The organism is Martinezella tropici, assembly GCF_003287875.1.
In the GTDB taxonomy this organism is placed as follows: Bacteria; Pseudomonadota; Alphaproteobacteria; order Rhizobiales; family Rhizobiaceae; genus Rhizobium; species Rhizobium tropici_C.
The window spans coordinates 21,265-34,687 of the sequence record NZ_QMKK01000027.1; the positions used below are offsets into that span (position 1 = coordinate 21,265).

A 13,423-nucleotide genomic window follows, 5' to 3' on the forward strand; every position below is an offset into this window, starting at 1 on the left:
CGCGGTCGGGAAGATTTGGCTGCGGCTCCTGGCATTTCAGGCATGCATCGGGCAGCATCCGGCGGAATTTTCGCGCCGGGAAGAGGGCGGGCCCTCGCTTGAAGGCCCGCCGCTTAGTCTTAAGGCATGTTGCGCATCATCTCGGGCGACATGGGCATCATGTTCGCGTTGAGGTGATGCATGACCCAGAGCGAGCCGGAAAGGGCGATGATGACGATCACGATCGTAAAGATCAGCGCCATCATGTTCCAGCCGCCTTCCGAGCGGGTGTTCATGTGCAGGAAGTAGATCATGTGCACGACGATCTGGATCGCGCCGAGGATCATGACGATCGCGCCGGTGACGGCCGGGTCGGGGATGACCTTGGCCATGACCAGCCAGAAGGGAATGGCGGTCAGGATGACGGAGAGGATGAACCCCGTCATGTAGCTCTTGAAGGTGCCGTGTGCCGCCTCGTGGCCGCCATGATGATCGTGGCCGTGGGCGTCGGCGGAATGATGCGAATGGTCTGCGTTCGAGCTCATCCGAGAACTCCCATGAGATAGACGAGGGAAAACACGCCGATCCAGACGACGTCGAGGAAGTGCCAGAACATCGAAAGGCACATCAGGCGGCGCTTGTTTTCCGTGATCAGGCCGTAGCGGCCAACCTGCACCATCAGCGTGATCAGCCAGACGATACCGGTGGTGACGTGCAGACCGTGCGTGCCGACCAGCGTGAAGAAGGCCGACAGGAAGGCGCTGCGCTGCGGGCCGGCACCGTCGAGGATCAGGTGATAGAACTCATAGAGTTCGAAGAAGATGAAGAGGGCGCCGAAGATGCCGGTGATCGTCAGCCAGATCAGCGTGCCCGACTTGTTGTCCTTCTCCATTGCCAGCATAGCGAAGCCATAGGTGATGGAGGAGAAGAGCAGCATCGCCGTGTTGAGGGCGACGAGCGGTAGCTCGAATAGATCGGCCGGCGACGGGCCGGCCGCATAGCTGTGGCCGAGCACGGCGAAGGTGGCGAAGAGGACTGCGAAGATCAGGCAGTCGCTCATGATGTAGATCCAGAAGCCCAGCATGGTGCTGCCTTCCGGATGATGCTCCTCCTTCAGATAGAAGGCGGGTGTTTCGCCGTCCATGGGAGCTTGTGCGGAGTGGATCGTCATAGTCTTACACCTGTCCTGCGAGCTGCTTCGTACGCTCGTTCTCGGTCTTAACGACCTCGTCGGCGGGGATGTGGTAGTCGCGCTTGTAGTTGAAGGTATGGCCGATCGTAATGACGATCATCGCGACGAAGGTGATGGCTGCAAGCCACCACATGTACCAGATCATACCGAATGCGAAACCGATCGAGAGAACGCCGAGAATGATGCCGGTGCCGGTGTTCTTCGGCATGTGGATCGGAATGAAGCCTTCGGTCGGCCTGACGTAGCCGCGGTTCTTCATGTCCCACCACGCGTCGTGATCGTAGACAATCGGCGTGAAGGCGAAGTTGTAGGCCGGCGGCGGCGACGAAGTGGACCATTCCAGTGTGCGGCCGCCCCAGGGGTCGCCGGTATGGTCGCGAAGCTCTTCGCGCTTCATGAAGCTGACGGCGAGCTGGATGAGGAAGCAGGCGATGCCGATGGCGATGAGGCCGGCGCCGAAAGCGGCGATGATGAACCAGATCTGCAGCGACGGATCGTCGAACTGGCTGACGCGGCGCGTCACGCCCATCAGGCCGAGGATGTAGAGCGGCATGAAGGCGAACCAGAAGCCGATCTGCCAGAACCAGAAGCTCATCTTGCCCCAGAAAGGATCGAGCTTGAAGCCGAAGGCCTTCGGGAACCAATAGTTGACGCCCGCGAACATGCCGAAGAGCACGCCGCCGATGATCACGTTATGGAAGTGGGCGATCAGGAACAGCGAGTTGTGCAGCACGAAGTCGGCCGGCGGAACGGCGAGCATGACGCCGGTCATGCCACCGATGGTGAAGGTCACCATGAAGCCGACAGTCCACAGCATCGGCGGCTCGTAGCGGATACGACCGTGATACATCGTGAACAGCCAGTTGAAAAGCTTCGCACCCGTCGGGATCGAAATGATCATCGTCGTGATGCCGAAGAAGGAGTTGACGCTGGCGCCCGAGCCCATCGTGAAGAAGTGGTGCAGCCAGACGAGGTAGGAGAGGATCATGATCACGCAGGTGGCGTAAACCATCGAGGCGTAGCCGAAGAGGCGCTTGCCGCAGAAGGTGGCGACGACTTCCGAGAAGACGCCGAAGGCCGGCAGGATCAGGATGTAGACTTCCGGGTGGCCCCAAATCCAGATGAGGTTGACATACATCATCGGATTGCCGCCGAGGTCGTTCGTGAAGAAATTCGTGCCGGCGTAGCGATCGAGGGTCAGCAGGGCGAGCGTGGCGGTCAGGATCGGGAAGGACGCAACGATCAGGATGTTAGTGCAGAGCGAGGTCCAGGTGAAGACGGGCATTTTCATGAAGGTCATGCCCGGCGCGCGCATCTTGACGATGGTGGCGATCAGGTTGATGCCCGAAAGCGTCGTTCCGATACCCGCGACCTGCAGGCCCCAGATATAATAGTCGACGCCGACGTCAGGACTATAGGCGATGCCGGACAGCGGCGGATAGGCCAGCCAGCCGGTCTTGGCGAATTCGCCGATGAAGAGCGAAATCATGATGACGATCGCGCCCGCCGTCGTCATCCAGAACGAGAAGTTGTTGAGGAAGGGGAAGGAGACGTCGCGGGCGCCGATCTGCAGCGGCACGACGAGGTTCATCAAGCCGGTGACGAAGGGCATCGCCACGAAGAAGATCATGATCACGCCGTGGGCGGTAAAGATCTGGTCGTAGTGATGCGGCGGCAGGTAACCCTCGGATCCGTTGAAGGCGATCGCCTGCTGCAGGCGCATCAGCAGCGCGTCGGAAAAGCCGCGCAGCAGCATGATCAGCGCCAGCACGACATACATGATGCCGATCTTCTTGTGGTCGATGCTGGTGAACCATTCCCTCCAGAGGAAGCCCCAGAGGCGGAAATAAGTCAGCAGGCCGAGAAGGGCGATACCGCCGAGGGCGACGCCGATGAAGGTCACGACGAGGATCGGCTCGTGATACGGGATCGAGTCGAGCGTCAGCCGACCGAAGATGAATTTATAGAGGTCCGGGTTGGAAAACATGGATTGCCTCTGTCCCTTATGAATGTCTTGTTATTGAGCGCACCGGATCAGTGACCCTGATGCTGCGCCGAACCGGTCGACGAATCGGAAGAAGAGCCGTTGCCCATATCCATGCCCGGCATGGAGTTGTCTCCATGCTGCATGGTGTGGCCGGCGCCGCCGTCGGCCTTGACTGGCGTGACCTCGGTCGAGGCGCCATCGCGATTGTCGTAGATCAGGCGCTCGCGGTTTTCGTGGCTTTCCTTGCCGCCGCCGCCCTTGGCGTCGATATGCATCATCTCGCTCATGCACATTTTGCTCGGATCGGCGCACATGTTGAGGATGGCGTTGTAGAGACCATCGTCGACGGCGTTGAAGTACTGCACCGGGTTGCGCTCGCTCGGCTTGGCAAGCGTCAGGTATTCCTGGCGGCCGAGCGCCGTCCCCTGGCTCTTGGCCTTCTGGACCCATTGGTCGAAACCGGCCTGATCCAAACCGTGGAACTTGAAGCGCATGTTCGAGAAGCCGGCGCCGCTGTAGTTGGCGGACAGGCCCTGGAATTCGCCGGGATGATTGATGACGGCATGCAGCTTCGTCTCCATGCCCGGCATGGCGTAGATTTGGCCCGCCAGCGCCGGAATGAAGAAGGAGTTCATGACGGCCGAAGCCGTGATCTTGAAGTTGATGGGCCGGTCGACCGGAGCCGCCATCTCATTGACGGTCGCAATGCCGTATTCCGGATAGAAGAACAGCCATTTCCAGTCGAGCGCGACCACTTCCACCGTCAGCGGCTTGACATCGGCGCTGAGCGGCTTGTCGGCGGCAATGCGATCGAGCGGACGGTAGGGGTCGAGCTGGTGCGTGCTGATCCAGGTCACCGCGCCGAGCGCGATGATGATGGCAAGCGGAGCGGACCAGATGACCAGCTCCAGACGTGTCGAATGATGCCAATCCGGCTCGTAGGTCGCTTCGTTGTTTGACTGGCGGTATCTCCAGGCGAAGAACAGCGTCAGGAAGATCACCGGGATGATGATGATCAGCATCAGCACGACCGAGACGATGATGAGGTCTCGCTGCTGCATGGCGATATCGCCGGACGGAGCCATCACCACCAGATTGCAGCCTGACAGCAGCAAAAACAAAGGAATGATGGATAAACGGCTGAAAATCTTCGATAGTCTTGGCACGTCTTAAAGCTCTTTTTGTTTCGACCCTACCGCGACTAAAGGACGGCGGTCATGAACGATATGAGGTGTTTCGTCGCACCGCAGCAAGCTCGGGTGCGTTGCGGTATGGAATGCTGTCCCACCTATCCGCAAAACCCTGAGAAATCCAGAAGGTTTCCGCGAGGCTCTTCGCTTTTGTCGCCGCCAATATACCCGGATCGGAACAAATGGCTATCGCCGCCGGTTTCTGCTTGGACGGAATAGGGCGGCAAAAGCGGAAAAGAACCCGATTTGATCGCTAATTTGCGAATTATTTCATGCTCGATACTTGATATGTTCGCAGGTTTGATCGACATTTTCATAACGCGCGAGTTCGTGGAGGAATTCGCGCTCGGAGAGGGAGGCTCCCGCGCATGGTCAGCGTTACGCATGAATCATTGAATCCCACATCTTCAACGCTTGAGAGCGATGCCCGCAGCATGCATGCGGGCGGCACCGTCGCTCCCGGCAATATCGCCATAGGCGTGATCATCGGTCGCACGTCCGAGTTCTTCGATTTCTTCGTCTATGCCATCGCATCAGTCCTGGTCTTCCCGAAGCTGATCTTCCCCTTCGCCGATCCGCTGCATGGCACGCTCCTTTCCTTCCTGGTTTTCTCACTCGCTTTCATCGCCCGTCCGATCGGTTCGTTCATCTTCATGGCGATCGACCGCACCTACGGTCGTGGCGTGAAGCTGACGATCGCGCTGTTCCTGCTTGGCGGCTCGACGGCGGCGATGAGCTTCCTGCCCGGCTATTCGGAAGTCGGCGTCTATGCGATCATCCTGCTTGCCATTTTCCGCATCGGCCAGGGCCTTGCGCTTGGCGGTGCATGGGACGGCTTGGCTTCGCTGCTGGCGCTCAACGCACCGACGAACCATCGCGGCTGGTATGCGATGATCCCGCAGCTCGGCGCCCCGATCGGCTTCATGCTGGCAAGCGCTCTGTTTGCCTATTTCGTCACGAGCCTCACGACGGCGGACTTCCTCGATTGGGGCTGGCGCTATCCCTTCTTCTGCGCCTTCGCCGTCAACGTCGTCGCACTCTTCGCCCGCTTGCGTCTGGTCGCCACCGAGGAGTTCGGCACGCTCTTGGAGCGTCATGAGCTCGAGCCGGTGAAGATGACGGAACTGCTGCGCGTGCATGGTCGCGACGTCCTGATCGGCGCCTTCGTGCCGCTGGCAAGCTTTGCGACCTTCCATCTGGTTACGGTCTTCCCGCTCGGCTGGGTCACCCTCTACAGCGAGCAGACCCCGGGTTCGTTCCTGCTGGTGGAGTTCCTCGGCGCGATCTGCGGCATTCTCGCCATCATCTGTTCCGGCATGCTCGCCGACCGGATCGGTCGCCGCAACCAGCTCGCTATCGGTGCCGTGCTGATCGCCTGCTTCGCTTTCGTCGCGCCATGGCTGCTCGATGGCGGGATCACGGGCCGTCACATCTACGTGGTTCTCGGCTTCACGTTGCTCGGTCTCTCCTTCGGCCAGGCAGCCGGCGCCAGTGCTTCCCGTTTCAGCCAGAACTACCGCTACAGCGGCTCGGCCCTCGTGTCGGATCTGTCCTGGCTGATCGGTGCCGGCTTCGCACCTTTCGTGGCGCTTGCCCTCTCCAGCCAGTTCGGCTTGGTCTATACGAGCCTGTATCTGCTGTCGGGTGTCGTCTGCACGCTGGTCGCGATCTTCTTCAGCAAGACGCTGGAGACGCGCGACAACTAGGTCAGATTCGCGAAATGAAACAAGGCTGCGGCATAAAAGTGCCGCAGCCTTTTTCGTTCAGGCTGAATGCAGGAGCCACGCGATCAGCGGTGCCGCCAGCACGTTCGTCAATCCCACCAGCACCATGACGAGACCGGCGATCGATCCTTCCTCGCGCCCGATCTCATGCGCCTTGGCGACACCGACGCCATGTGCCCCCATGCCGTAAAGTGCACCGCGGGCCATGCCGGACTTCAGCGGCAGCAGCTTCAGCAGTGCCTGGCCGGCGACGGCGCCGAACAGGCCGGTGATGACGACGAAGATGGCTGTCAGGTTGGGGACGCCGCCGATATCGCCTGAAACCACCATGGCGAACGGCGTGCTGATCGAGCGCGGCATCAGGCTGAGCCGCAGGTTCGCATCGAGGCCGAGAAGGCTTGCAAACCCCCAAGCCGAAACCATGGCCGTGGCACTGCCGACGATCACGCCGAACAGCAGGACTGGCCAATAGCGCTTGATGAGACCGCGCTGTTCGTAGATCGGTACGGCGAACGCGACGGTCGCAGGCCCGAGCAGGGCCAGCAGCCAACCGCTGTCATGCATATAATCCTGATAGTTCGCATGCAGCATGAGCGCGGTCGCAATCAAAGCCGCCGGTGCCGCCACCAGCGGTGACAGCCAGAGCGAAGGTCGACGCCGATAGAGCATCTTGGAAAGATAATAAAGTCCGATCGTCGCCAGCGGCCAGAACAGGCCGGCTGCCAGACTTTCAATGCTGGGCATGGCTGGGTGCTCCCTGGCGCATCATCAGCCGGTAGCCGAAATCGATCGCTATCGCGGTGACACCCATGACGATGATGGTGCCGGCGAAGATCACCGCAAGCACTTTAAGCCCGATGATGCCGATGAATTCGCCATGATCGAGCAGGGCCAGCACCGCCGGCACGAAGAACAACAGCATTTCGGCGAGAAACCACTCCGCGCCACGCTTCATACTCGCCAGTTTCACCTTGCCGCTCGCAAACAGTACCAGCACCAGCAGCATGCCGACGATGGCGCCGGGTATCGGCAGATGTGCCAGGCGGACGATGGCTTCGCCCGCTTGCCAGAAGGCAAGCAGCAGCAGGATCTGAGCGAGGCAGCTCAATTTCGGATGGTTCTTTGGGTCGATACGCATAGAAAGCTCGGGAAAATCTGTCGGCCCGACAATAGGCGTTTCTACTCTATGAAGAAAATGAATTGATTTCATAAAATCCAGTCCTATAAGGAATAGTAATGGAACTTCGAACGCTAAAAGCCTTCGTCGAAGTGGTGCGCCAGGGCGGTTTTTCGGAAGCCGCCAAGGTGGTGTTCACAACGCAATCGGCCGTCAGCAAGGCCGTGCGCCAGCTGGAGGACGAGCTTGGCCTGCCGCTGCTGAACCGCATCGGCCATCGCACGACAATGACGGATGCTGGCGAGGTGGTTTATCGTCGGGCAATTGCGATCCTTGCCGGGCGCGACGATCTGCTGGCGGAATTGTCGGAGCTTCGTGGGCTCTCGCGCGGCGCCCTCCGGCTTGGTCTGCCGCCGATCGGCAATGATGCACTATTTGCGCCGGTCTTCGCCGTCTTCCGCAATCGTTATCCGGGCATAGAGATCAGGCTGGTAGAACAAGGCGCCAAGCGGCTGGAAGAAATGGTACTGGCCGATGAGGTCGATCTCGGAGCCTCGCTGCTGCCGATGCCCGATGTCTTCGAGTGGCAGACCGTGCGCTGCGAGCCGATGCATGTCCTCCTACCGTCGGCACATCCGCTCGCCGGGCAGCAAACGGTGCCGCTGGCGGGGCTCAAGGACAACCCCTTCCTCCTCTTCGAAACCGGCTTCGCGCTGAACGGCATCATTCTCGACGCCTGCCGCGCGGCCGGCTTTGCGCCTGACATCGCCGCGCGCTCGAGCCAGATCAATTTCATCATCGAACTGGTTGCTGCGGGCCTCGGTGTAGGCTTCCTTCCGCGGCTGATCGCTGAACAGCGCCAGCGTTCGGGCATCGCCCATGCGCTCGTCGTCGAACCGGGCATGGAGTGGAACATGGCCTGGATCTGGCGGCGCGGCGGATATCTGTCGCATGCCGGCCGTGCCTGGCTCGACCTCGCTGCTGAGATAGCGGCGAAATCTTGACTCTATTCTCAAACTTTTGTGATAAGCGGGAACGACCGTAAACTTGAAATAAACGGTCAGGAAAAATATAGGCTATTCCAATGCCGCTTCAGGCGGTGACTTTCAAGCGAGAGGACTTAATGACTTTTTCCTTTACTCATCTCACCAGTGCGCTGGCGCTGGCCGCAGGCCTTGCGGTTGCCCCGATGATGGCGAATGCCGCCGATTCCGAAGGCATCGTCGTCTACAATGCCCAGCATGAGACGCTGACGCAGGCCTGGGCTGATGGCTTCACCAAGGAAACGGGCATCAAGGTAACGATCCGCAACGGTAGCGACATGCAGTTCGCAAACCAGATCGTCCAGGAAGGCGCGGCTTCGCCTGCCGACGTCTATCTGACGGAAAATTCTCCGGGCATGGCGTTGGTCGATGCCAACAAGCTTTTTGCCCCGGTCAATGCCGATACGCTGGCGCAGGTGCCGGACACCTTCAAGGCCGCCGACGGCAATTGGATCGGCGTTGCCGCCCGTTCCACCGTCTTTGCCTATGACAAGACCAAGCTGAAAGAAGCCGATCTGCCGAAGTCGATGCTCGATCTCGCCGATCCCAAGTGGAAGGGCCGCTGGGGCGCTTCCCCGGCCGGTGCCGATTTCCAGGCGATCGTCAGCGCGCTGCTTGAGCTGAAGGGCGAGGACGCGACCCGTGCCTGGCTGAAGGCGATGAAGGAAAATGCCAGCTTCTACAAGGGCAACAGCGTCGCCATGAAGGCCGTCAATGCCGGCGAGGTCGAAGGCGCTGTGATCTATCACTATTACTGGTTCGGCGATCAGGCCAAGACCGGCGAAAACAGCAAGAATGTCTCGCTGCACTATTTCAAGAACCAGGATCCGGGTGCCTTCGTCAGCATTTCCGGCGGCGGCGTTCTCGCTTCCAGCCAGCATCAGAAGGAAGCCCAGGCATTCCTGAAGTGGATCACCGGCAAGGGCGGTCAGGCCGTCCTGCGCGATGGCAACTCCTATGAATATGCCGTCGGCAACGGCGAGGCTTCCAATCCGAAGCTCGTTCCACTCTCCGACCTGCAGGCACCGAAAGTCGAGCCTTCGAAGCTGAACAGCAAGAAGGTTACCGACCTGATGACGGAAGCAGGCCTTATCTAAGGCAAAGCCCTTGCCGCGGCGCCTTTAGGGCGCTTTCGGGCGGGCGTGGCTCTTGCATCACTATCCTGTGCCCTGCTAGGGGCATACGACATACGAATGGTCTCAAGGCCGATCGATCGGGCAACCGCCGCAAGCGGCGGTTGCCTTCCTATTTCAGGGCGTGAAAGGCAGCTCGGATTTGCTGCAGAAAAACACATATGCCGGCGAAGCTGCCGCCATGCGAATGCCCCAATTGACGGCCGCTCCCCGCGGGCGCGTTCGGCATGCCTCCGTCGTCGCCCTTGCCTCCATCGTTGCGCTTCTAAGCCTGGTGCCGCTTGGCTTCATCATCTGGATCACGATCGACACCGGCTGGGCCGAAGTCATTGCCCTGATCTTCCGCAATCGCGTCGGCGAACTGCTCGTCAACACCGTCCTGCTTGAAGTCTGCACCATTCCGCTTTCCATCCTGCTGGCGGTCACGCTCGCCTGGCTGACGGAGCGCACCGATATCCCCGGCGCCCGCCTCTGGTCCTGGCTGGCGGCCGCACCGCTTGCCGTCCCCGCTTTCGTGCACAGCTACGCCTGGGTCAGTCTCGTGCCCGGCATGCGCGGGCTCTGGAGCGGCGTGCTGGTATCGGTGCTCGCCTATTTTCCCTTTCTCTACCTGCCGGTCGCGGCAGCGCTACGCCGGCTCGATCCGGCGATCGAGGATGCTGCCGCCTCACTTGGCCTCGGCCCCTGGCGTGTCTTCTTCCGGGCGATCCTGCCGCAGCTTCGCCTCGCCATCTGCGGCGGCTCGCTGCTGATCGGCCTGCATCTCCTGGCGGAATACGGTCTCTACGTGATGATCCGCTTCGACACGTTTTCGACAGCCATCGTCGATCAGTTCCAGTCGGCCTATAACAGCCCGGCCGCCAATATGCTCGGCGGCGTCCTCGTTATTTGCTGCCTTCTGCTGCTCGGCATCGAGGTATTGGTGCGCGGCAACGAGCGTTATGCGCGCATCGGTTCGGGTGCCGCCCGACCTGCCGACCGCCGCCGTCTCGGCTGGTTCGTCGTTCCCGCGGTCGCGCTGCCCGTCGTCACCGCCGCGTTGACGCTCGGTGTTCCCTTCGTCACCCTGGCGCGCTGGCTTTATCTTGGCGGTATAGATATCTGGCGGATCGAAACGGTCGGCTCCGCCCTGCTGCAGACCATTCTTCTCGCGATCGCCGGCGGCCTGCTCGCCACCATTGCGGCAACCCCCATGGCCTGGCTGTCGGTGCGTGCGCCGGGCCGGCTGCAGCGCATTCTCGAAGCATGCCACTATTATGTCGGCTCGCTGCCGGGCGTCGTCGTCGCCCTGGCCCTGGTGTCGATCACCGTGCGGCTAATCCTGCCGCTCTACCAGACCTTTGCGACGCTGCTGCTCGCCTATGTGCTGTTGTTCCTGCCGCGCGCCATGGTTGGCCTGCGTGCCAGCATCGCCCAGGCACCCGTCGAACTCGAACGTGCCGCCATGGCGCTCGGCCGCACGCCTGCGCAGGCCGTGCGGCAGATCACCATGCGTTTGGCGGCCCCCGGCTTTGCCGCCAGCGTCGCGCTTGTCGCGCTCGGTATCACCAACGAGCTGACGGCGACGCTGATGCTCTCTCCCAACGGCACGGAAACGCTGGCAACCAAATTCTGGTCGCTGACCAGCGAGATCGATTATGTTTCCGCAGCGCCCTACGCCTTCATGATGGTCGTCCTGTCGCTGCCGCTCACCCTCCTTCTTTATGTGCAATCCAAGCGGACGGCCGGACAATGACCTTTCTGGCGATCAAGAATATCAGCAAGCATTATGGCCCCGTGCATGCGCTTGATAATATCGACCTTACGGTCGCCGCTGGCAGCCGCACGGCGATCGTCGGCCCGTCCGGTTCGGGAAAGACGACGCTGCTGCGCATCATCGCCGGCTTCGAGGTCCCCGATGCGGGGCAGGTGGTGCTGGAAGGCGAAACCCTGGCGGATGGGGAGGCGATCGTGCCCGCACATCGCCGCGGCATAGGCATCGTCTCGCAGGATGGCGCCCTGTTTCCGCATCTCAGCGTATCGGAGAATATCGGCTTTGGCATGGAGCGCGGCGCGCGCGACCGTGAGCAACGCATAAACGCCCTTATCGACATGGTCGAGCTCGACCGCGGTATGCTTGATCGCCGCCCGCATCAGCTTTCGGGGGGCCAGCAGCAGCGCGTCGCACTTGCGCGGGCACTCGGGCGCAAGCCGAAGCTGATGCTGCTCGACGAGCCTTTTTCCGCTCTCGATACCGGCCTGCGCGAGAACATGCGAAAGGCGGTCGCTCGCGTGCTGCAGATTGCCGGCATCACCGCGGTTCTAGTGACGCATGATCAGGCGGAAGCCCTGTCCTTCGCGGATCAGGTCGCCGTCCTGCGCGAGGGCAGGCTCATACAGGCTGGGACGCCGCAGGCGCTCTATCTCAACCCCAGGGATCGCGAGACCGCGCTCTTCCTCGGCGATGCCCTCGTGCTGCCGGCCGATCTCGACAATGGATCAGCCAAATGTGTTCTCGGGCACATACCGGTCGACGCCAGAAGCCAGCAGGGACGCACCGATATCATGCTGCGGCCCGAGCAATTGCGCCTGACCGCCCTTGATGACGCCGGTGCGAATGCAGCATGCATCGGCAAGGTGACTGAAGTCGAATTCGGCGGTGCCGTCTGCGTCGTGACGGTCGTCTTGTCTAATGCCAACGGTTCGGAGACATTGAATATCAAGAGCTCCGGCGTCGGCCTGCCCGAGATCGACAGCATGGTTTCGGTGACCGTCATCGGAAAGGCGCACGTCTTCAGCAAGCTCGGTGCCTGAGCATCATTTAAGCCGAAGGAATTTCCATGTCTTTTCCCGATGAGATCGAGCCGGATCTTCCTTTCCTCACCTCGCTTCGCCGCAACCTTCATGCCCATCCGGAGCTCGGTTTCGAGGAGGAGCGCACCAGCGGCATCGTTGCCACCCTGCTGGAAGAGGCCGGGCTGACAGTGCATCGTGGCCTCGGCAAAACCGGGGTTGTGGGAACGCTGCAGGTCGGCAACGGCACCCGCCGCATCGGACTTCGTGCCGATATGGATGCGCTCGCCATGCCGGAAAAGGCCAATCGCCCCTACAAATCCACCATTCCGGGCAAGATGCATGCCTGTGGACATGACGGCCATACGACGATGCTGCTCGGTGCCGCCCGACACCTTGCCGCCAAGCGCGGCTTTTCCGGCACGGTGCATTTCATCTTTCAGCCGGCGGAAGAAGGTCGCGGCGGCGCCAAGCGCATGGTGGAAGATGGTCTTTTCGAGCTGTTTCCCTGCGATGCCGTCTACGGGCTGCACAATATGCCCGGTCTCGCGGTCGATGAGATGGCCGTTGTGGAAGGGCCGCAGCTTGCCTCGTCGGACAGCTGGCGCATCACCTTCCGCGGCACCGGCACCCATGGCGCCAAGCCACATCTCGGCAAGGACCCGATCACCGCGGCAGCGACCTTCCTGTCTTCGCTGCAGACCATCGTCGGGCGCGTCGTCGATCCGCTGCAGCCGGCCGTCGTCAGCGCCTGCTCGCTGCAGGCAGGCGATCCCAAGGCGCTGAACGTCATCCCCGACATCGTCGAGATCGGCGGCACCGCGCGTGCCTATACGCCTGAGGTCCGCGATCAGCTTGAGGAGGAGATCGGACGTTTGGCGCATGGGACGGCCGCAATGTTCGGGATCGCCGTCGACTATCAGTTCGAGCGCCGCATTCCACCCGTCGTTAATGATGCCGATGCCACGGCGCGGGCGCTGAAGGCCGCGACGACAATCTTTGGCGAGAAGGTGCTGACCCGCTTCCCGCCTTCGACTGCCGGCGATGATTTTGCCTTTTTCGGCCAGAAGGCTCCCGGCTGCTACGTCTGGCTCGGCAACGGCCCGGCCGTCGACGGAGCTTTGCACCATAACACCGGCTATGACTTCAACGACGCTGCGATCGCCTCGGGCGTGGCCTTCTGGACGACACTGGTCGAGCAGGAGTTGGGGGGAGGCGAGCGGACTTAATCTTGGTTGAGACCGCGAGTTTGCCGCAGCTTCGATACCCCTTCTGTCACGATAGTG

At 61.2% G+C, this 13,423-nt stretch carries 12 protein-coding genes; 6 read left to right on the forward strand and 6 right to left on the reverse strand.

The window, feature by feature from the left end; translation table 11 throughout:
• Positions 1-119: 119 nt before the first annotated feature.
• From cyoD to cyoA, 4 genes are read right to left on the reverse strand one after another with little or no spacing between them, the layout of a single operon-like run.
• The gene (gene cyoD, locus DQ393_RS10900; RefSeq protein WP_112341797.1) at positions 120-524 is read right to left on the reverse strand and encodes a cytochrome o ubiquinol oxidase subunit IV; all 405 of its coding nucleotides are present in this window, start codon (positions 522-524) and stop codon (positions 120-122) included.
• Positions 521-1,150 (reverse strand): cytochrome o ubiquinol oxidase subunit III, encoded by a 630-nt coding sequence (gene cyoC / locus DQ393_RS10905; protein ID WP_112341798.1) that lies wholly within the window; start codon positions 1,148-1,150, stop codon positions 521-523. The genes cyoD and cyoC overlap by 4 nt, the downstream gene beginning before the upstream one ends.
• A 4-nt stretch (positions 1,151-1,154) precedes the next feature.
• Positions 1,155-3,158, reverse strand: coding sequence for a cytochrome o ubiquinol oxidase subunit I (cyoB, locus tag DQ393_RS10910; RefSeq protein WP_112341799.1), 2,004 nt, complete (start codon positions 3,156-3,158; stop codon positions 1,155-1,157).
• Between the two features lie 47 nt (positions 3,159-3,205).
• Positions 3,206-4,324 carry a ubiquinol oxidase subunit II gene (cyoA, locus tag DQ393_RS10915; RefSeq protein ID WP_112341800.1) on the reverse strand — a complete coding sequence of 373 codons (1,119 nt, stop codon included), beginning with the start codon at positions 4,322-4,324 and terminating at the stop codon, positions 3,206-3,208.
• A gap of 392 nt (positions 4,325-4,716) precedes the next feature.
• Here cyoA and DQ393_RS10925 point away from each other — a divergent pair, with 392 nt between their 5' ends.
• Positions 4,717-6,054 carry an MFS transporter gene (locus tag DQ393_RS10925; protein WP_112341802.1) on the forward strand — a complete coding sequence of 446 codons (1,338 nt, stop codon included), beginning with the start codon at positions 4,717-4,719 and terminating at the stop codon, positions 6,052-6,054.
• Positions 6,055-6,111: 57 nt separating this feature from the next.
• Here the strand turns inward: DQ393_RS10925 and DQ393_RS10930 are convergent, their stop codons facing one another.
• Together DQ393_RS10930 and DQ393_RS10935 are read right to left on the reverse strand one after the other, a co-directional pair.
• Entirely contained in the window at positions 6,112-6,816 is a 705-nt protein-coding gene (locus DQ393_RS10930) for an LrgB family protein (protein ID WP_112341803.1), read from the reverse strand.
• Positions 6,803-7,210: a CidA/LrgA family protein gene (locus DQ393_RS10935; RefSeq protein WP_112341804.1), complete on the reverse strand. Its 408-nt coding sequence runs from the start codon at positions 7,208-7,210 to the stop codon at positions 6,803-6,805. Before DQ393_RS10935 ends, DQ393_RS10930 begins: the two co-directional genes overlap by 14 nt.
• A gap of 98 nt (positions 7,211-7,308) precedes the next feature.
• On the opposite strand from DQ393_RS10935, the gene DQ393_RS10940 reads away from it, so the two are divergent.
• From DQ393_RS10940 to DQ393_RS10960, 5 genes are all read left to right on the forward strand, one after another.
• On the forward strand, positions 7,309-8,193 hold the full coding sequence (locus tag DQ393_RS10940) for a LysR family transcriptional regulator (RefSeq protein ID WP_112341805.1): 885 nt from the start codon (positions 7,309-7,311) through the stop codon (positions 8,191-8,193).
• A gap of 119 nt (positions 8,194-8,312) precedes the next feature.
• On the forward strand, positions 8,313-9,329 hold the full coding sequence (locus tag DQ393_RS10945; protein WP_112341896.1) for an iron ABC transporter substrate-binding protein: 1,017 nt from the start codon (positions 8,313-8,315) through the stop codon (positions 9,327-9,329).
• 217 nt (positions 9,330-9,546) lie between these two features.
• Positions 9,547-11,100 carry an ABC transporter permease gene (locus DQ393_RS10950; RefSeq protein ID WP_210260532.1) on the forward strand — a complete coding sequence of 518 codons (1,554 nt, stop codon included), beginning with the start codon at positions 9,547-9,549 and terminating at the stop codon, positions 11,098-11,100.
• Positions 11,097-12,158 carry an ABC transporter ATP-binding protein gene (locus DQ393_RS10955; RefSeq protein WP_112341807.1) on the forward strand — a complete coding sequence of 354 codons (1,062 nt, stop codon included), beginning with the start codon at positions 11,097-11,099 and terminating at the stop codon, positions 12,156-12,158. The genes DQ393_RS10950 and DQ393_RS10955 overlap by 4 nt, the downstream gene beginning before the upstream one ends.
• Before the next feature lie 26 nt (positions 12,159-12,184).
• Positions 12,185-13,366, forward strand: a complete 1,182-nt coding sequence (locus DQ393_RS10960) for a M20 aminoacylase family protein (protein ID WP_112341808.1) — start codon at positions 12,185-12,187, stop codon at positions 13,364-13,366.
• Positions 13,367-13,423 lie beyond the last annotated feature (57 nt).

Excerpts from the sequence above, each read along its gene's own strand:
- cyoD (WP_112341797.1), bottom strand. The coding sequence starts at position 524 with ATGAGCTCGAACGCAGACCATTCGCATCATTCCGCCGACGCCCACGGC.
- cyoC (WP_112341798.1), bottom strand. The coding sequence starts at position 1,150 with ATGACGATCCACTCCGCACAAGCTCCCATGGACGGCGAAACACCCGCC.
- cyoB (WP_112341799.1), bottom strand. The coding sequence starts at position 3,158 with ATGTTTTCCAACCCGGACCTCTATAAATTCATCTTCGGTCGGCTGACG.
- DQ393_RS10925 (WP_112341802.1), top strand. The coding sequence starts at position 4,717 with ATGGTCAGCGTTACGCATGAATCATTGAATCCCACATCTTCAACGCTT.
- DQ393_RS10930 (WP_112341803.1), bottom strand. The coding sequence starts at position 6,816 with ATGCCCAGCATTGAAAGTCTGGCAGCCGGCCTGTTCTGGCCGCTGGCG.
- DQ393_RS10935 (WP_112341804.1), bottom strand. The coding sequence starts at position 7,210 with ATGCGTATCGACCCAAAGAACCATCCGAAATTGAGCTGCCTCGCTCAG.
- DQ393_RS10940 (WP_112341805.1), top strand. The coding sequence starts at position 7,309 with ATGGAACTTCGAACGCTAAAAGCCTTCGTCGAAGTGGTGCGCCAGGGC.
- DQ393_RS10945 (WP_112341896.1), top strand. The coding sequence starts at position 8,313 with ATGACTTTTTCCTTTACTCATCTCACCAGTGCGCTGGCGCTGGCCGCA.
- DQ393_RS10950 (WP_210260532.1), top strand. The coding sequence starts at position 9,547 with ATGCGAATGCCCCAATTGACGGCCGCTCCCCGCGGGCGCGTTCGGCAT.
- DQ393_RS10955 (WP_112341807.1), top strand. The coding sequence starts at position 11,097 with ATGACCTTTCTGGCGATCAAGAATATCAGCAAGCATTATGGCCCCGTG.
- DQ393_RS10960 (WP_112341808.1), top strand. The coding sequence starts at position 12,185 with ATGTCTTTTCCCGATGAGATCGAGCCGGATCTTCCTTTCCTCACCTCG.